Origin of the sequence: Aureimonas frigidaquae (assembly GCF_001463905.1) — a bacterium.
GTDB classification, from domain to species: domain Bacteria; phylum Pseudomonadota; class Alphaproteobacteria; order Rhizobiales; family Rhizobiaceae; genus Aureimonas; species Aureimonas frigidaquae.
Genome location: NZ_BBWR01000017.1, coordinates 12401 through 29448, shown reverse-complemented (window position 1 = coordinate 29448; position 17048 = coordinate 12401). Strand labels below are relative to the sequence as shown.

General features: G+C 65.8%; 16 protein-coding genes and 1 tRNA gene. 11 read left to right on the top strand and 6 right to left on the bottom strand.

What is annotated here, in order from left to right; translation table 11 throughout:
- The first annotated feature begins 133 nt into the window (after positions 1–133).
- On the top strand, positions 134–1531 hold the full coding sequence (locus AUL30_RS16230; RefSeq protein ID WP_062228951.1) for an MATE family efflux transporter: 1398 nt from the start codon (positions 134–136) through the stop codon (positions 1529–1531).
- Positions 1532–1546: 15 nt separating this feature from the next.
- On the opposite strand, the gene AUL30_RS16225 is transcribed toward AUL30_RS16230, so the two are convergent.
- Positions 1547–3016 (bottom strand): mannitol dehydrogenase family protein, encoded by a 1470-nt coding sequence (locus AUL30_RS16225; RefSeq protein ID WP_062228950.1) that lies wholly within the window; start codon positions 3014–3016, stop codon positions 1547–1549.
- An 87-nt stretch (positions 3017–3103) separates the two neighbouring features.
- Entirely contained in the window at positions 3104–4144 is a 1041-nt protein-coding gene (locus AUL30_RS16220) for an L-idonate 5-dehydrogenase (RefSeq protein ID WP_062228949.1), read from the bottom strand.
- A 154-nt stretch (positions 4145–4298) separates the two neighbouring features.
- Between AUL30_RS16220 and AUL30_RS16215 the strand changes: the two genes are divergently transcribed.
- From AUL30_RS16215 to dhaL, 6 genes are all read left to right on the top strand, one after another.
- Positions 4299–4544 carry a DUF3297 family protein gene (locus tag AUL30_RS16215; RefSeq protein ID WP_062228948.1) on the top strand — a complete coding sequence of 82 codons (246 nt, stop codon included), beginning with the start codon at positions 4299–4301 and terminating at the stop codon, positions 4542–4544.
- 95 nt (positions 4545–4639) lie between these two features.
- Positions 4640–4716, top strand: a tRNA-Met gene (locus AUL30_RS16210).
- 435 nt (positions 4717–5151) lie between these two features.
- Entirely contained in the window at positions 5152–6099 is a 948-nt protein-coding gene (locus AUL30_RS16205; RefSeq protein WP_062228947.1) for a substrate-binding domain-containing protein, read from the top strand.
- A 71-nt stretch (positions 6100–6170) separates the two neighbouring features.
- On the top strand, positions 6171–7694 hold the full coding sequence (locus AUL30_RS16200) for a sugar ABC transporter ATP-binding protein (RefSeq protein WP_062228946.1): 1524 nt from the start codon (positions 6171–6173) through the stop codon (positions 7692–7694).
- Entirely contained in the window at positions 7684–8688 is a 1005-nt protein-coding gene (locus AUL30_RS16195; protein WP_062228945.1) for an ABC transporter permease, read from the top strand. The genes AUL30_RS16200 and AUL30_RS16195 overlap by 11 nt, the downstream gene beginning before the upstream one ends.
- Positions 8689–8708: 20 nt before the next feature.
- The gene (gene dhaL / locus AUL30_RS16190; RefSeq protein ID WP_083508000.1) at positions 8709–10487 is read left to right on the top strand and encodes a dihydroxyacetone kinase subunit DhaL; all 1779 of its coding nucleotides are present in this window, start codon (positions 8709–8711) and stop codon (positions 10485–10487) included.
- 39 nt (positions 10488–10526) lie between these two features.
- Here dhaL and AUL30_RS16185 read toward each other — a convergent pair whose 3' ends face one another.
- Positions 10527–11501 (bottom strand): sugar-binding transcriptional regulator, encoded by a 975-nt coding sequence (locus tag AUL30_RS16185; protein ID WP_244490871.1) that lies wholly within the window; start codon positions 11499–11501, stop codon positions 10527–10529.
- A gap of 152 nt (positions 11502–11653) precedes the next feature.
- Here AUL30_RS16185 and AUL30_RS20220 point away from each other — a divergent pair, with 152 nt between their 5' ends.
- From AUL30_RS20220 to AUL30_RS16175, 3 genes are all read left to right on the top strand, one after another.
- Positions 11654–11779, top strand: a complete 126-nt coding sequence (locus AUL30_RS20220; protein WP_280137399.1) for a hypothetical protein — start codon at positions 11654–11656, stop codon at positions 11777–11779.
- 233 nt (positions 11780–12012) lie between these two features.
- Complete coding sequence (gene ligD, locus AUL30_RS16180; protein WP_244490870.1) at positions 12013–12954, top strand: non-homologous end-joining DNA ligase; 942 nt, start codon at positions 12013–12015, stop codon at positions 12952–12954.
- Positions 12955–13163: 209 nt separating this feature from the next.
- Positions 13164–13508, top strand: coding sequence for a CsbD family protein (locus tag AUL30_RS16175; protein WP_062228943.1), 345 nt, complete (start codon positions 13164–13166; stop codon positions 13506–13508).
- A gap of 213 nt (positions 13509–13721) precedes the next feature.
- Here AUL30_RS16175 and AUL30_RS16170 read toward each other — a convergent pair whose 3' ends face one another.
- Both AUL30_RS16170 and AUL30_RS16165 read right to left on the bottom strand, forming a co-directional pair.
- Positions 13722–14126, bottom strand: a complete 405-nt coding sequence (locus tag AUL30_RS16170; protein ID WP_062228942.1) for a DUF983 domain-containing protein — start codon at positions 14124–14126, stop codon at positions 13722–13724.
- 161 nt (positions 14127–14287) lie between these two features.
- Positions 14288–14872 carry a YqaA family protein gene (locus AUL30_RS16165; RefSeq protein ID WP_062228941.1) on the bottom strand — a complete coding sequence of 195 codons (585 nt, stop codon included), beginning with the start codon at positions 14870–14872 and terminating at the stop codon, positions 14288–14290.
- A 182-nt stretch (positions 14873–15054) separates the two neighbouring features.
- Here AUL30_RS16165 and AUL30_RS16160 point away from each other — a divergent pair, with 182 nt between their 5' ends.
- A complete protein-coding gene (locus tag AUL30_RS16160; protein WP_062228940.1) occupies positions 15055–15441 on the top strand; it encodes a hypothetical protein in 387 nt (128 codons plus the stop codon).
- Between the two features lie 78 nt (positions 15442–15519).
- Here the strand turns inward: AUL30_RS16160 and AUL30_RS16155 are convergent, their stop codons facing one another.
- Entirely contained in the window at positions 15520–17037 is a 1518-nt protein-coding gene (locus tag AUL30_RS16155; RefSeq protein WP_062228939.1) for a tripartite tricarboxylate transporter permease, read from the bottom strand.
- Between the last annotated feature and the right edge of the window lie 11 nt (positions 17038–17048).

Here is a 17048-nt window from a genome sequence, read left to right as displayed (position 1 = left end):
CCATCCCCGCCATCTCCGTGGCGCCGACGCTATGCGCCTTGCCTTGAGCGAGCCCGGTGGGCTAACCCTCCGAGCCAGGAGCCGCCCGCCAAAGAGTGGCCGAAGTGCAGCCTCGGGAGGAGAATCCACGCTTATGCAAGGCCAAGCCAAGCCCGATGTCCCGGTGCGTGCGGGGACGTGGGGCAGCCACCTGCGTGCGACCCTTGTCCTAGGCCTGCCCCTGGTGGGTGCACAACTGGCGCAGGTGGCCGTCAACGTCACCAATACGGTCATGCTGGGCTGGCTCGGCTCCTTCGAACTGGCGGCCGCCGTCCTGAGCTGGCAGCTCTTTTACGTCGTGTGGATGTTCGGATCCGGCTTCGGCTACGCCGTCATGCCGCTTGCAGCGGGCGCGGTCGGCGCGGGCGATCCGCGTGCCGTGCGGCGCTCCGTGCGCATGGGCCTGTGGGTGGTTCTCGCCTATTCGGCCGCCATGATGATCCCGCTATGGCATGTGCAGGCAGTCCTCCTCTGGCTCGGGCAGGAGCCGGCCGTCGCGGCGCTCGCTCAGGATTACATGCGTTGGCTGCAATGGTCGCTCGCGCCGCAACTCGTCATCATCGTCCTGCGCTCCTTCCTAAGCTCGATCGACCGGCCGCAGGTCGTGCTCGCCGCCCTGTGCGTCGGCGTGGCGGCGAACGCCCTCCTCAATTATGGGCTCGTCTTCGGCCATTTCGGACTGCCGGCCCTGGGAATGGCAGGGTCGGGCATTGCCACGACCATCTCGATCAGCGCCGTCGCCCTGGCGCTGCTGGCCTATTGCAGCCGCCACCGCGCCCTGCGCGTCTATGAGATCCTGGTACGCTTCCACCGGCCGGACTGGGTGGCGCTGGCCGATGTCTCGCGCCTGGGCTGGCCCATCGGCGCGACCATCGTCGCCGAGGTCGGCCTGTTCAGCGCCACATCGATCATGATGGGCTGGATCAGCCCCTTGCAACTGGCCGCGCACGGAATCGCACTGCAACTGTCGGGCACCGCCTTCATGGTCCCGCTCGGCCTGGCGGGAGCCGCCACGATTCGCGTTGGGCGCGCCTATGGTGCCCGCAATGCGGCAGCCATCTCCCGCGCGGCGAGGGCCTGCCTCGGCGTCGGCGTGGGGTTTGCCTGCAGCGCCGCGCTCCTGTTCTGGGCGGCGCCGCACGCGCTGGTGGGCCTGTATCTGGACCCGGGCGATCCGCAATCGCTGCAGGTGCTCGCCTATGCCGTGCCCTTCCTCGCCGTCGCCGCAGCCTTCCAGCTCGTCGATACGATCCAGGTCCTGTCGAGCGGCGTGCTGCGCGGCCTGAAGGATACGCGCCTGCCCATGATCATCGCGATCTTCAGCTACTGGTGCATCGGGATGCCGACCAGTTATGTCCTGGCCTTTCCCTTGGGCTGGGGCGGGCTCGGTGTCTGGATCGGCCTGGCTTTCGGCCTGGCGACTTCTGCCGTTTTGATGACGGCGCGCTTCCTGCGCCGCGAAGCAAGGGGCGCCCTGCTGCAGGGCGCCTGAAGTTGCCCGCCGCCGTCAGGCGTAGCGGGCCACCACGGCGCCTGCGCCCGTGTCCAGGAGGCGGGCGAGATGCGCCGTCACCGTCTGCACGAAATTCGGATCCGCCGGCAGATCCTCGCCGAATATGCCGAGGCCGAGCAGCACCTGCGCCACCTCATCGGCGCTCGCGAGCCCATCGAGCCGGCGTGCGATCTCTTCGGCCAGCGGGTCGCGCACGTCGATCGGCTGCCCCGCCTCGTCCCTCCCCATTACGTAGCGCATCCACGCCGCGACACCGAGCGCCAGCCGGTCATAGGCGGCCCCCGCGGCGATCCGCGCCCGGATGGTGTTGAGCAGGCGCTGGGGGATTTTCTGCGTTCCGTCCATGGCGATCTGCCATGTGCGGTGCTTCAAGGCGGGATTGCGGAAGCGCTGCCGTAGCTCGCCGGCATAGGCTGTGAGGTCGAAGCCGGGAAGCGCAGGCAGCGTCGGCGCCGCCTCCTCTTCCATCAACCCCTTCAGCAACGGCTCGAAGCCCGGCGCGGCCATGGCCGCGTCCACCGTCTGGTGCCCGGCGAGATAGCCGAGATAGGCTAGCGTGGAATGGCTCCCGTTGAGAAGCCGAAGCTTCATCAGTTCGAAAGGCTCCACATCCTCCACAAAGGTCACGCCGGCCGTCTCCAGGGCGGGGCGTCCATTGGCGAAGCGGTCCTCGACCACCCATTGGGTAAAGGGTTCGGTGGCGATCGGCCACGCATCCTGAAGGCCGAGCCGCTCCGAAACGGCGGCCCTGTCACCATCCGTCGTCGCGGGGACGATGCGGTCCACCATGGTGGAGGGGAAGGCGACCGCGCCGTCGATATAGCGGGCAAGCTCTGCATCCTGCAGCTCGGCGAAGCGCCGGACCACACGGGCGAGCGTCGCGCCATTGTTCGGCAGGTTGTCGCACGACAGGACGGTGAAGGGCGCAAGCCCGGCCTGCCGCCGGCGGCGTATGGCATGAACGAGATAGCCGATCGCGCTGCGCGGGCTGTCGGGATGCGCCAGATCGTGCAGGATGTCGGCATTCTCTTCATCGAGCTCGCCGCTCGCGGGCCGATGGCAATAGCCCTTCTCGGTGATCGTCAGGCTGACGATCCGTGTCCGCGGGTCTGCGAGCGCGTCCTGCACCGCGGCCGGCTCCTCCGGGGCGACCAGAAGGCGGGTGATGGCGCCGACGACCTGCAGCGTCTCGCCCCCTGCATCGCGCACCGACAGGGCATAGAGCCCATCCTGCGGCGCGAGCGCGTCGCGCGTATCGGGCGAGCGGAGCGACACGCCGACAATGCCCCAGCCCGTATCGCCCCCGTTCAGAACGGCTTCCACATAGGCGGCCTGATGCGCGCGATGAAAGGCGCCGACGCCCAGATGGACGATCCCCGGCGTCACGGCCGCCCGGTCATAGGCCGGGCGCGCCACCGTGCCGGGCAGCGTGTGGAGAGTCCGGTTGTCGAGGCGCGCAGTCATGGTCGTCTTTCGCTGAAAAACAGGCGCTGATGTCGGGCGCCCAGGTCGGGCACTGGTCTCGGGTTCCTGCGGCCTTCGGCCACCCCGTCAGGACGCGGTCAGTATCACCTTCACACTCTGCGAACGGTCGAGCGCCAGCCGGAACGCCGGAACGACCTCTTCCAGCGGACGGCGGGCGGTGATCAGGCGCGTCACGTCGATGGTGCCGTCGGCAATCAGCCCCACCGCCTCGTGAAAGATGTTGCCGAAGCGGAACGAGCCTTTCAGGTCGATTTCCTTGGACATGATCGAATTGGCCAGGATGGGGAGTTCCCCGGCGGCAAGGTTGCCGATCTGCACCACGGTGCCACCGCGCCGCACGGCCCGGATGGCGGCATTCAGGCCGGCCGGGCTGCCCGTCGCCTCGAAGACGACATCCGGAGGCGTACCGAGCGCCGTCGAAAGATCCTCCTTCGACACGTCGATGACCGGATCGCAGCCGACCTGCGCCGCAAAGGCCAGCGGCCCCGCCGCGATATCGGCCAGGGCGACGCGCGCCGCGCCGCGATGCCGGGCGACCATGGCCGTCAACAACCCGATGGGCCCGCCGCCCATGACCAGCACCTGCCGGCCGCTCATATCGCCCCCGCGGGCGACGGCATGCATGCAAACCGACAAAGGCTCGGCCAAGGCGGCAGCCTCCATGGCCACGCCATCCGGTATGACCACGCATTGCGCCGGCACGGCATCGAAATAGGAGGCGAAGCCACCGGCCATATGCGGCGTCTTCGAAGCCGATCCCATGAAATAGATGTTCTCGCACAGGTTCTCACGGCCTTCGCGGCACGGCCCGCAGGTGCCGCACCAGCGCGAAGGGTTCACCGCGACGCGGTCCCCGACCGCCAGGCCGGACACGCCCGCACCCAGTTCGGCGATGGTCCCTGCAACCTCGTGACCGAGCGTCAGCGGCGAGGTCACGACGAAGTCGCCCGTGCGCGCATGCCGGAAGTAGTGCATGTCCGAACCGCAAATGCCGCCGGCGCCGAAGGCGATCCGGACCATGCCGGGCGCCACGTCGTCCAGCCGCTCGTCGACCAGGCGCAGATCCTCAGGCGCAAAGATTTTTGCGGCACGTGCGTCGATGCTCATATCTTCCCCCCGGACGTCGTGACCATAATTGGCCTGACCAAATCGAGGATCGTGTGTCGCCCATCGTGCCTGCCAAGTCAATGCTGGCGCTTCCCTTCCCGCGGCCCGTGCTTTAAGGCGCGCAACTGAAGACCGCCGACAAAGAGGACCGTCCATGACCGAGCTACCGGACCGCCTGTCCAACGACCCGTCCAGCCCCTTCTACGACGAGGCGCTTCTGCAACAGGGCATCGGGATCAAGTTCAAGGGCGTCGAAAAGACGAATGTCGAGGAATATTGCGTCAGCGAGGGATGGGTGCGCGTCAGCGTGGGCAAGTCGCTGGACCGCCGCGGCAAGCCGCTGACGCTGAAGCTGAAGGGCCCTGTCGAGCCCTATCTGCGGACCGACGATCAGAAGTGACGCGAGACGCTTGACAGCGTCCCGGCGCTTTCCCTATATCGCGCCACTGCCTGCGGCCCGCCGCAGCAGACGGCGGCCCTCACGGGCCTGCCCGGGGCGGAGTAGCTCAGTTGGTTAGAGCAGCGGAATCATAATCCGCGTGTCGGGGGTTCGAGTCCCTCCTCCGCTACCACTCAATTTCCATTGCCATAAGATTTTCGTTCGGTTCGACTTTTCGGCCTTTCCAGTGGAGCATCCTTCGCTCCGTCCGCATATGCGTTCGGCACTGCGTCCTTTGCCAAGGCGTGCAAGGCGCCTTGAGCGATCAGTGGAAGCTCAGGGTCCCTTCTCGTTCGCCCTCGCTGTTTCCCCACAAAGCGATGTAGTTATAGCGCCGTCGGTGCCAGGATAAGCCCGACGCCCACACGACCCCGCCTTGCTGCTGTCGATTGCCCTTCAACACGTCAGGCTAACCGCCGCAGACTCGTGCGAACCCCAAGCTGCACGCCTCACTCACACTGTTGTAAAAACGATTTTACAGATGTAGCCTGTTCCTTGCTTCGGTGCTGATGGAGGTCGCCCGAGGTCGGAGGGCGCAAGTTTGCGCTGGAGGAACGGGAGACATCTCATGAAGAAATTCGCGCTCGCATTGGCGGGAGCCGCTGCGTTGATGCTGCCATTGTCAGCTGGCGCTCAGGACGCGCCGGGCACTGTCAAGAAGGACAGCTACCGCTTCCTGATCGTGCCGAAGGTGGTTCACCCCTGGTTCGACAAGGTAAACGAGGGCGCCCAGATGGCGGCGGCCGCTCTGAAGGCGCAGACCGGCGCCGACGTGGAGATCGTCTATTCGGCGCCGCAGACGGCCGACGTCGTCCAGCAGGTGCAGATCGTGGAAAGCGCCATCTCGACGCGCCCCGATGGCATCGCCATCGATCTTCTGGATCCGGCCGGCAACCGCGCTTCACTGGAAGCGGCTCAAAGCCAGGATATCCCGCTGGCGATTTTCGATTCCGTGGCCCCGGAAGGCATGAAGATCCCCACCATCGGCATGGACTTCTGCGAGCAGGCCAAGATCGCATCGCGTCGGCTGGTCGAAATTCTCGGCGGTGAAGGCGAGGTCGCCATCATGATGGGCGTGCCCACCGCCCCCAACCATTCGATCCGTGCCCAGTGCCACCGCGATGTCTTCGCCGAGCATCCCGGTATCAAGGTCGTGGCCGAAGGTATCGACAACGACAGCATCGAGACCGCCCAGCAGCAGGCGGCCGCGATCATGCAGGCCAATCCGAACCTCAAGGGCTGGGTGGCATCGGACGCGGCCGGCCCGATCGGCATTGGCCAGGCGATCGTCGAAGCCGGTAAGCAGGATCAGGTCAAGCTGGTCGGCCTGGACAATCTCGCCGAGATGCTGGACCTCATCCGCTCCGGCGTGGCCGACAGCTCATCCGCCTCTCTGCCGGAGATGCAGGGTTACTGGTCCGTCATGCTGCTCTGGGCCCAGGTCACCGGCGCGCCTGTCCCCGACTATGTCGACACGGGCAGCGCCTTCCTGACCAAGGACAATATCGGCGGCTGATCGATCGAGAGCGTGGGAAGGCGGCAGCCGCCTTCCCAAACCCGCATCGCCAGGGCCAAAGGGGAGGATCCATGGCCTATCTCGAGACGCGCGGATTGACGCGCGAGTTTCCGGGCGTCACGGCGCTGTCGGGCGTCGACCTGTCGATCGAGCTTGGACGTTGCCACATCCTGGCCGGCGAGAACGGCGCCGGAAAGTCCACCCTGGTCAAGATTCTGACAGGATCGGACCGGGCGACAAGCGGCACCGTCATGATCGACGGCCGGGATCCGCTCGAACATGCGGAGCTGTTCCGCAATATCGCCTACGTTCCGCAGGAGCTGTCCCTGTTTCCCGACATGAGCGTCGCGGAGAACCTATTCATGCCCTTCGACCGGACGGGGCATGGCGGGCTGGTCAACAAGCGGCGCATGCGCGCGGAAGCGCAGACCTATCTCGACCGCTTCGGCATCGAAGCCCATCCGGGCGAACTGGTCCGCAACATTTCCGTGCCCGACCAGCAGCTTCTCCAGATTGCGCGGGCATCCACCAACGCGCAGATGAAGGTCCTGATCCTGGACGAGCCGACATCCGCCCTCACCGCGCGGGAAGTCGAGCGCGTCTTCAAGGTCATTCGCGGATTTCTCGACCGCGACCACGCCATCGTCTTCATTTCGCACAAGATGGAGGAGGTCTTCGCCATCGGCGACGACTACACCGTCCTGCGCAACGGCGAGAAGGTAGAGGCGGGTCGCATCGCCGACATCGACGAGCCCCGCCTGATCCGCGCCATGTCCGGCCGCGAGATCGCCATGGACGACCATTTCCGGCCGGCCTGTGCGGTCGGCGCGCCGATCATGGACGTTGCCCACCTGTCAGGGCACATGTTCGAAGACGTTTCCTTCACGCTGCGGCGTGGTGAGATTCTGGGCTTTGCAGGCCTCGTCGGCGCGGGACGCTCCGAACTGATGCAGACGATCTTCGGCTTTCGAAACGCCACCGCCGGATCGGTCAGCGTGGAGGGAAAGCCGTGGCGCCTCGGCGACACGGCCGCCTCCGTCGCGAACGGGATGCTCTACCTGTCCGAGGAGCGCAAGCACCACGGCATATTCCCGCTCCTCTCGCTGCGCGAAAATATCGGCATCTCCGTTCTGTCGCTGACAAGCGGCGCGGCAGGGATCGATTTCCGCAAAGAGCGCAGCCTGGTCGCGCGGGTCATCGACGATTACGGCATTCGCACCGCGGGCATGGGCAAACGCATATCCCAGCTTTCGGGCGGCAATCAGCAGAAGGCCATCATCGGGCGCGCCATGGCGACGACGCCGCACATCCTGATCTTCGACGAGCCCACCAAGGGCATCGACATCCGAACCAAGGCCGAGATCTACCGCATCATGAAGACGCTTGCGGAAGAGGGCGTGGGAATCATCCTCATCTCGTCCGAAATGAATGAATTGCGCCGCTGCGCGAGCCGCATCGTGACCATGCATTCCGGCCGCGTCACCGGCGATTTCGACGCAGCGACCACCGATACGGAAACACTCGTCGGCGCCATCTTCGCGACCGGCCCCGCAACGACCGGAGAGACCCCATTGGAGGCTCGTCATGTCGACTGAAGCTGCAGCAGCCAAGGATGATGGTACCAAGCCCGCCGGCCTCATCTCGCTCCTCATACGCAACCCGCTTGCCGGCGTCTTCGTCGCCTTGCTCGTCATCTTTGCCGCGTCGGCGCTGATCTCGCCCTACTTCCTGTCGGGCTACAACATGTCGGTGATCGCGCGCGGGCTTGCCTTCGTCGGGCTCATCACCATCGCCCAGTCGTCGCTGATGATTCTCGGCGAACTCGACCTGTCGCTCGGCGTGATCGGCGGCCTGTGCGGGATCGTCTCGGGCATGCTGATGGTCCAGGCCGGGCTGTCGCCACTGGTGGCGCTGCCGCTGGCGCTCCTCCTCGGCATGGCGCTCGGCTTTCTGAACGGCCTTCTGGTCACGACGCTCGGGCTGCACTCGCTGGTCCTGACCATCGGCACGGCCGGCATCTATGGCGGGGCAATCCTTGTCCTGACCAAGGGCGTGGCCATCACCGGCATTCCGGCCGATATCCAGTTTCTGGGGCGCGGCGACTGGCTGACGCTTCCCGTCCCCTTCGTGATAATGCTGGTGGTGCTGCTGCTCGCCCTCTTTCTGACGGTCAAGACGCCGATGGGGCGATACATGTATGCCATAGGCAACAACCCCGCCGCCGCGCGCATGCTCGGCATCCGCGTCGATCGGATCCGTCTCCTGGTCTTTACCCTGGCCGGACTCCTGTCGGCGCTGGCCGGCCTCCTGATGGTCGCGCGGCTTGGCACGGCCCAACCGTCGATCGGCCAGACCTGGGTCCTGGCACCCATCGCCGCGGCGGTCATCGGTGGCGTCGCGACGACGGGTGGCATCGGCTCGCCGCTCGGCGCCATCTTCGGCGCCTGCATCATCGCCATTATCGAAAACATCATCGTCCTCTTCGGCGTCTCGCCCTACTGGCAAGGCGTCGTATCGGGCGCCATCGTGGTCGTGGCCATTTCCTTCGATGCGCTGTCCCGCCGCTATCTTCGCCGCGACGCGGCCTGAACTTGCCGAAAGAGCGTCCCGTGACCAAGACCAAGAAACTCATCAACGCACCCGAAACGATCATCGACGAAATGATCGGCGGACTAACCGCCGCCCACTGCGACCTCCTGCGCGTCGAAGGCCAGACCGGCCGTGCCGTGGTGGCGCGCGACGGTCCGCGAGACGGCAAGGTCGGCATCGTGATCGGCGGCGGCTCGGGCCATGAGCCGGCCTTTGCGGGTTATGTCGGCAGAGGCCTCGCAGATGCCGCCGCCCTCGGAAACATCTTCGCTTCGCCGTCGCCGGAACAGATCCTGGATGCCGCCCGCGCCGCCGATGGCGGCGCCGGCGTCGTCCTGCTCTACGGCAACTACACCGGCGACGTCCTGAACTTCACCATGGCCGCCGAGGAGCTGGAAGCCTCGGGCGTGGCCGTGCGCCAGGTGGCAGTGGCCGACGACGTGGCCTCCGCGTCCGTCGACAAGCGCGCCGAACGGCGTGGCATCGCCGGGGACTTCTTCGTCTTCAAGATTGCGGGTGCTGCCGCAGACCGCGGCGAACCGCTGGCACGCGTGGAGGCGCTGGCCCGCAAGGCCAACGATGCCACGCTGTCGATGGGTGTGGCGCTCGGCGCCTGCTCGCTGCCGCAAACCGGCAAGCCGAACTTCGAGATCGGCGATGACGAGATGGAAATCGGCATGGGCCTGCACGGGGAGCCGGGCGTGCGTCGCCAGACCCTCGCCCCGGCCAACGCCGTTGCCGACGAACTCCTGGGCACCATCCTTGCCGAGATGAATCCTCCCGAAGGCGCGCGCGTTGCTGTGCTGGTCAACGGGCTCGGCTCGACCTCCTATGTCGAACTCTACATCCTGTTCAACCGGGTGAAGCAGATCCTCGACTCGCGCGGCGTGTCCATCCACCACTCCTGGGTGGGCGAATATGCGACATCGCTCGAAATGGCGGGCGCTTCGATCACGCTGGTCCTTCTGGATGACGAGTTGACCACGCTCCTCGACCATCCCTGTCGGACGGTTGCACTGACGGTGGGCTCGGCCCCGGTCGGTGCGCATGCCGCGTCGCGCAGCACCCAAACGACCCAGAGGCGCACGCCGGCAGCAGCTGTTGCGGACGCTGCCAGCCCGCGGAACCTGCGGCAGGAGGGGACCGTCACGCCTGCGATCTTCCGCGACATGATGCGGCGGGTGGGCGACGACATCATCGCGCAGAAAGCCTGGCTGTCCGAACTCGACGGGGTGATCGGCGACGGCGATCATGGGATCACCATGGAAATCGGCTGGAAGGCGGTGCAGACCGCGCTCGCCGCGAATGGCGAGGACGATACGATCGAGGCCATCTGCAAACGCATGGCCAAGGCCTTCCTGGATGCCGTCGGCGCTTCGTCGGGGCCGCTCTATGCAACGGCCTTCCTGCGTGCGGGCGCGGCTGTGAGCGATCGCCTCAACCTCGACGGCGCGGGCATCGCGATCTGGTTGGCAGCGGCGCTGCAGGGGATACAGGATCGTGGCCGCGCCGAGCCCGGCGACAAGACGATGATCGATGCATGGGTGCCGGCGGTGGCGGCCGCGCGCGAACGTGCGCAGGCCGGCGGCTCGGAGCTTGCCGTGTTGCAGGCCGCGCGCGATGGGGCCGAGGTCGGCATGAAGGCAACCGCTGAGCTGGAATCACGGCGTGGACGCTCCGCCAAGCTCGGCGTGCGGTCGAAAGGCCATATCGATCCGGGGGCAGCGTCCTCCTTCGTCATCCTGCGCGCCATGGCAGAGGCCCTGCAGGATGCGGGCACCGGGTTGAAGGTTGCATGATCCGGTGTCGCCCGGCCCTAATCATGGACCCTCTGTCGTTCAGCGCGGCCCCATGAGCAGGGCCCGCGCGACGCTCTCATTGGTAACGAGGCGGTTCACGTAGCCGCCCCGCAGGATGGCGCGGATGATCTGGATCTTGTCCGTGCCCCCCGAGACGAGGATCGAATAGGGTTTCAGCTTGAGCTTGTCCGGGTTCAGGGCGATCACCGATTCGTTGAGGAAATGGTCGATCGGCCGACCGTCCATGTCGAGGAAGCAGCCCATCAGCTCGCCCACGGCCCCGAGCCGCAATATGTCGTCCAGGTGGTCCTTCACGGCCCGGATATGGGTCAGCGTCGTGTCCTGCGCGAGCGATCCGCAGGACGTCATGGCAAAGTCGGCGATCTCCGTGCGGGCAAGGACATCGGTCAGCTCGTCATTCAAAAGAAGGGCCTCACGGCTTTCGGCCGTGGCGCAGTAGATCGGCGCCGTCAGATAGTGGCATTCGACGCTGAGCCGGCGCGCGAAGCTGGTGGCGACCTCGAATGTGTTGGTGCCGGAAGACCGCGTGACACCGCCCGTCAGCCCCACGACCCAGGATCTTGGATGCGGCTTGGCCGGGATCGTCCGGACGGCGAAGCTCAAAGTGCGTCCGCTCGCAATGCCGATGCCGAAATCCTGCCCGGCGATCAGCGCCGCAGCCATTGAACCCGCCGCTTCGCCGATGACGCGCTTCTGCTCCATGTAGTCGTCTATATCAGGCACCACGACGACATCGACGAGACCGTAGCGCTCCCCCACCTCCTCCGCGAGCGAAACGCAATCGAGGAGCGGCAACCGCACATCGATCTGCACGAGGCCGTCGGCCTGAACCTGGCCGATGATCTTGTTGACCTTCAGCCGCGTGAGGCCGAGGCGCGAGGCAATCTCCTGCTGTGTCAGCCCACCGGTAAAGTAGAGCCACGCAACACGGGCTCGTTCCAGCTCTTCCGTCAGTGCTTCGTATCCTGCGCGCATGATCTGGCTGAATAGCATATGCCGCGATGGCCGGCTCTAGGCAAAACCCTGATGCCGGTGCCAATGCACGTTAAATCGTCGGATGCCCTTTCATCGAGGCTGCGAATCCATGAGGCTGCCGCCGCCGATCCGTGCGATAATGGCGCGTAACCCTCGAGAGGAGCGGACCCATGGGCGAGAAACGACGCGGCGGAAAAGAAGAGCGCAAGCCGAAGAAGGTGCAGGAGAAGGTCATCGCGGCGGCACCCAGCCTCAAGGGTGGCATCTCTTCGACGACGCCATCCAAGAAAAAGTAGACGCGACGCGCGCGGCAGGGACGAAGGCGCCCCTGCCGCCGTTGAGGGTCGAAGCCCCCCGCCCGCGGCGCGGCAACCTGATCTTAAAGGCTTCATGTCCAGCATGAGGCATGGCGAGACGTCCGGGCAAAGCTTCGCGTACCATTAAGCTCCGTGCCGAAGCAGGGGCCACCCGCCGCGGTGAGCGACCGATCGAGCACGATCCGCGGCAGGGATCGCTTCACTTCGATCCCATGCCGGACCGCATCGATCCCTGCCTAGCGCTCCTGACATCCACCGTCCCGACGGGGCCGGAATGGAGCTTCGAGGTCAAATGGGACGGCTATCGCCTGGCCGTGCATATCGATCTGTCCGCCGTGCGGATCCTGACCCGCAACGGCCATGACTGGACGCACCGTTTCCCGTTCCTTGCAAAGGCCGCGCGGGCACTCAAAAGCAGCACGCTGATCCTTGACGGTGAAGTCGTCGTTCTCGACGCGCAGGGCAGATCGGATTTTTCCGAACTGCAGAAGGCCCTCGGCGGACGCGGCGGCAAGGCGATCACCGGCACGCAGATCGTCTTCTATGCCTTCGATCTCCTCTACATCGATGGGCACGACCTGACAGGCATGGTGCTGGAGGAGCGCCGGCAGATCCTCGGCGATCTTCTCGACGGGCATACGGGCGCCATCCGCATGTCGGAGGATATCAATGCCGATGGCAATGAGCTCCTCCGCTTGTCCTGCGAACTCGGGCTGGAAGGGATCATCGCCAAGCACCGCGATAAGCCCTACCGGTCGGGGCGCCACGGCGAATGGTTGAAGATCAAGTGCATCATGAGCGAAACATTCGCCATCCTGGGGTACGAGCCGTCGACCAAACTGCCAGGCGCCGTCGGCAGCCTTATGCTCGGAGCGCTCCGTCAGGGCGAGCTTGTGCCCGTCGGTGCGGTGGGCACCGGCTTCTCGAATGCAGAGGCAAGAGCGCTTCGCAAACGTCTCGATGAACTGGGGCGCGTGAGCCCTCCCGATCGTGTGGCCCGTAAGAGTGCGGTTTATGTCGAACCGGTCCTGAATGCCGAGATCGAGTTCCGGGCCTGGACGGCTGATGGAAGCCTGCGGCATGCGTCCTACAAGGGCCTGCGGGATGCGGCCGACGCGGACGCGATTTATGTGCTTGCGCCTCCCGGTCGTTGAGCCGCGAACGGTGCTTCGCGATACCCTATCAAGATTGAGTTCGGGGAGCTCTGTGCTGGCGGCGTCGGCGCCCGTCCCTGCGTTTCCTTCAGGCATTTCTGTTAGAAAGACCCGCCGAATTCACGCCCAGCCACGAAACCAAACCGTCGCTTAAAGCTTATAGCTTCGGCGCCCGATCTGGCGGCGTCGTAGTTTTGGAGCGATCAGCCATGGATAAGAACCGAGTCGAAGGCGCCGCGCGGGAATTCGGCGGCAAGGTGCAGAGCGCTTTCGGCGATGCCGTGGGTTCGGACCGCCATTCCGCTGAAGGCCGTGCACGCGAGGCCGCGGGCACTGCCGAGAACCTTTACGGGCAGGGCCGCGATGCCCTTCGCGAAGCGGCGGGCGAAGCCTCGCGCTACGCGTCGGACCTGTATGAGAATGCAGGCGCCTATGCTCAGCAGGGAAGCAAGGTTGTGCGCCGGAAGGTCAATGACAGCCCCCTCTCCGCCTTGCTGGTGGCCGGCGTGGTCGGCTTCGTCCTCGGCTTCAGCCTCCGCGATCGCGATCGGTAAGGGTGATTCTTGACATGCAGGCAAAGGCAGCCTATATGGCTGTCAGTGCAGCGCGTCCCCCGAGAGGTTGATGCGCTCAGGCTTTGAATGTTCGCCCGATCACGGATGTACTGGCGCGCTGAATGATCGAAGTCGCACTTCTCTGCAGAGAGCGCCGGAGCCGTTGGGTGAGATCCCCAGCGGCTTTTTCGTGTGCGCTGCCTGGTTCAGTCCTCAATCCCGCGCGGCGTCGTCACCCGCTCCGCGATCGATCTGCCCTTCCGCCGCCTTGTGGCGGAACTGGCTGGCGACCAGCCAGCCCTTGAGCGGGCGCAGCGGCAATATGCAGGAGATCAGCAGCGCCGGAAGGGAGGTGAAGATGTGCACCCAGAAGGGCGGCTCGAAACTCACCTCGATCCAGACCGCCAGGAACATAGCCGGCAGACAGGCAAAGCAGAGAACGAAGAAGGCCGGCCCATCCGCCGGATCCGCAAAGTCGAAATCCAGCCCGCAATGATCGCAGCGATCCGCAATGGTGAGGAAGCCTTTGAACAAATGCCCTTCGCCGCACCGTGGACAGCGTCCGCGCAGGCCCACCTTCCAGGGCGTGAGGTCGGGCTGGCCGGAAAGATCGCTCATTACATAGCTTCCTGCTGACATTGCGACCGACGGCGGTGCCGGGCGGTCGATCCTGCAGGGTCTATAACACAGGCTGACGGCAATGGGCTCGGCCTTGCACCAGCGGAAGGCATAGGGGCCCATCGATGCTGCCCTGCGACGCCCTCCGAGCCCTGGCTGCCCTAATGCAGAAAGCGAATGGCGAGAAAGCCGCCGAGAACGGCAACGACGCCCAGGGTGAAGACGAGTGTCAGCCGCTTTTCGATAAAGTCCCGCACCGGGGGGCCGAACCAGTACAGAAGCGCCGCCACCGTATAGAAGCGCGAGCTGCGCGCCACGATGGCGGCGGCAAGAAAGACCCAGATGTTCATGCCTGTGGCGCCGCTGGCCAGCGTCACGACCTTGAAAGGCAGCGGCGTCAGCCCGCCGGCAATCAGGACGATCCAGGCGCCCCATTCATTATAGGCCTCTGCAAAGGCCTCGAACTCGTCGGCATAGCCATAGACGGACAGGATCGGCAGGGCCAGTTCCTCGAAGACGAAGGCGCCGATCGCGTAGCCGAGCATGGCCCCGAGCACCGAGGCGGCCGTGCAGATGAAGGCCAGGCGCCAGGCACGCCGGCGCTCCGCGATGACCATGGGGATGAGCAGCACATCCGGCGGAATGGGGAAGAAGGAGCTTTCCGCAAAGGAGACCGTTCCCAGCGCATAGGCCGCGCGTGGGCGTGCGGCAAGCCGCATGGTCCAGTCGTAGAGTGCTCTGATCATGCCTGTCCCTTCTCTTCGCGCCGGCCCATGGCAAGGCAAGCGTGACGATGGGCGCCCTTAGACCACGGGTCGTTGCGCATGACCATGGCGAGTGTCGCGGTGCACGAATTGTCGCGGGGGAGAACCCTATTGAACACAAGGGCGTTATGTGGCCGGGCAATCATGCCTGGAGAAGACGGTCCATGTTGAAGAAACTTCTGCTTGCGTCGGCCCTGACGGTCGCGGTTGCATCGGTGTCCCATGCGCAGGACGCGCCACCACTGCCCGCGCCGGCCGGCCCCGCTGCCATGCCAGGTGACGCGCCGCCGCCTCCCCCGCCGCCGCCCGGCGGACCGGACGGTCCCGGCATGCGGCCCGACCGCGGTCCGGATGGGCCGGGTGGCCCAGGCCGTCACGGCCCGCCGCCGCCTCCCGGCAAGGGTTTCGAGGTCAAGCTCGGGCGCGGAGTCGCGGTCGAGGTGAAGTGCGGGGACGAGCCGATCAAGGCCTGCATCGACGCTGCCAAGCCGCTTCTGGACAAGCTTCCGGCCATGGGCGGCGACGGGCCGCCGCCCCCGCCGCGCGACTGACGCCGCGACCTGACCCAATGCAAAAGGCCGGCCGCCTCACGGCGACCGGCCCCAACTTCGATCAGACATAGCGGCCGATCAGTCCTCGTCAGACGCCATCTGCGACAGGACCTCTCCGCGGCCCCGCGCCCGCATGATCATCGGCACGACCAGCGCCAGCACCGCCAGGGTCAGGAGGATGATCGCCAACGGCGAATGGACGAGCACCATCGGATCCCCCTGGCTGATGGCGAGGGCCCGGCGCAACTGTTGCTCTGCCATCGGTCCGAGGATCAGGCCCACGACGACCGGGGCGATCGGGTAGCCGAACCGCCGCAGCATGTAGCCGACGAGGCCGAAGGCCAGAAGCATGCCGAGTTCCGTCGACGAGTTGTTGGCGCCAATGCAGCCGAGCGTTGCGAAAACGAGGATGCCGGCATAGAGCCATGGCTTCGGAATCGTCAGAAGCCGGACCCAAAGACCGATCAGCGGCAGGTTCAGGACAACCAGCATCAGATTGGCGATCAGAAGGCTGGCGATCAGCCCCCAGACGAGCTGCGGCGATGTCATGAACAGGAGCGGCCCGGGCTGCAGTCCGAACTGCTGGAACGCAGCCAGCATGATCGCCGCCGTGGCGGAGGTCGGCAGGCCGAGGGTCAGCAGCGGAACCAGCGTGCCGGCAGCCGAGGCGTTGTTGGCCGCTTCGGGCCCGGCGACGCCTTCGATGGCGCCGTGGCCGAACTCTTCCTTATGCTTGGAGAGGCTCTTTTCTGTCGTATAGGAGAGGAAGGTGCCGATCTCCGCGCCGCCGGCAGGCATCGCGCCGATCGGGAAGCCGATGACGGTGCCGCGCAGCCAGGGCTTCCACGAACGCTTCCAGTCCTCCCGGCTCATCCAGACGGAGCCTTTGACGGCCACCACCTGCCCGTCGTCGCGGGACGATCCGCCGGCAATGACCAGCGCTTCGCCGATGGCAAACAGCGCGACGGCCAGTGTCGTCACCTCGATCCCGTCCAGGAGCTCCGGAATGCCGAAGGCCAGGCGCGCCTGGCCGGTCTGCAGGTCGATCCCCACGAGCCCGAGCGTCAGGCCGAGCGCCAGCGCCGTCAGACCACGCAGGGCGGAATCGCCGAAGGCGGCCGAGACGGTCACGAAGGCCAGGATCATCAGGGCGAAATATTCTGCCGGTCCGAAGGACAGGGCAAAGCGCACGATATAGGGGGCAATGAAGGCCAGGCCGAGCGTGGCGATCAGCCCTGCCACGAAGGAGCCGATCGCGGCCGTGGCCAATGCCGGGCCGCCGCGCCCTTTCCGGGCCATTTTGTTGCCTTCGAGCGCGGTGATGATCGAGGCGCTTTCCCCCGGCGTGTTCAAAAGGATCGACGTCGTCGATCCGCCATACATGCCGCCATAGTAGATGCCGGCGAACATGATGAGGGAGCCCGTCGCGTCGAGCTGGTAGGTCACGGGCAGGAGCAGCGCCACCGTGAGCGCGGGTCCGATGCCGGGCAGAACACCGACCGCCGTTCCCAGAGTAACGCCGATCAGCGCGTAAAGGAGATAGATGGGCTGGGCGGCCGTGATCAGGCCCTGGCCCAGAAGCGCGAGCGTGTCCATGTTTTTAGCGC

Coding starts and splice junctions, on each gene's coding strand:
- AUL30_RS20220 (WP_280137399.1), top strand. CDS start 11,654: ATGGGCGAGAAACGACGCGGCGGAAAAGAAGAGCGCAAGCCGAAGAAG.
- AUL30_RS16175 (WP_062228943.1), top strand. CDS start 13,164: ATGGATAAGAACCGAGTCGAAGGCGCCGCGCGGGAATTCGGCGGCAAG.
- AUL30_RS16200 (WP_062228946.1), top strand. CDS start 6,171: ATGGCCTATCTCGAGACGCGCGGATTGACGCGCGAGTTTCCGGGCGTC.
- AUL30_RS16225 (WP_062228950.1), bottom strand. CDS start 3,016: ATGACTGCGCGCCTCGACAACCGGACTCTCCACACGCTGCCCGGCACG.
- AUL30_RS16155 (WP_062228939.1), bottom strand. CDS start 17,037: ATGGACACGCTCGCGCTTCTGGGCCAGGGCCTGATCACGGCCGCCCAG.
- ligD (WP_244490870.1), top strand. CDS start 12,013: ATGCCGGACCGCATCGATCCCTGCCTAGCGCTCCTGACATCCACCGTC.
- AUL30_RS16160 (WP_062228940.1), top strand. CDS start 15,055: ATGTTGAAGAAACTTCTGCTTGCGTCGGCCCTGACGGTCGCGGTTGCA.
- AUL30_RS16185 (WP_244490871.1), bottom strand. CDS start 11,501: ATGCTATTCAGCCAGATCATGCGCGCAGGATACGAAGCACTGACGGAA.
- AUL30_RS16205 (WP_062228947.1), top strand. CDS start 5,152: ATGAAGAAATTCGCGCTCGCATTGGCGGGAGCCGCTGCGTTGATGCTG.
- AUL30_RS16230 (WP_062228951.1), top strand. CDS start 134: ATGCAAGGCCAAGCCAAGCCCGATGTCCCGGTGCGTGCGGGGACGTGG.
- AUL30_RS16195 (WP_062228945.1), top strand. CDS start 7,684: ATGTCGACTGAAGCTGCAGCAGCCAAGGATGATGGTACCAAGCCCGCC.
- AUL30_RS16220 (WP_062228949.1), bottom strand. CDS start 4,144: ATGAGCATCGACGCACGTGCCGCAAAAATCTTTGCGCCTGAGGATCTG.
- AUL30_RS16165 (WP_062228941.1), bottom strand. CDS start 14,872: ATGATCAGAGCACTCTACGACTGGACCATGCGGCTTGCCGCACGCCCA.
- AUL30_RS16170 (WP_062228942.1), bottom strand. CDS start 14,126: ATGAGCGATCTTTCCGGCCAGCCCGACCTCACGCCCTGGAAGGTGGGC.
- AUL30_RS16215 (WP_062228948.1), top strand. CDS start 4,299: ATGACCGAGCTACCGGACCGCCTGTCCAACGACCCGTCCAGCCCCTTC.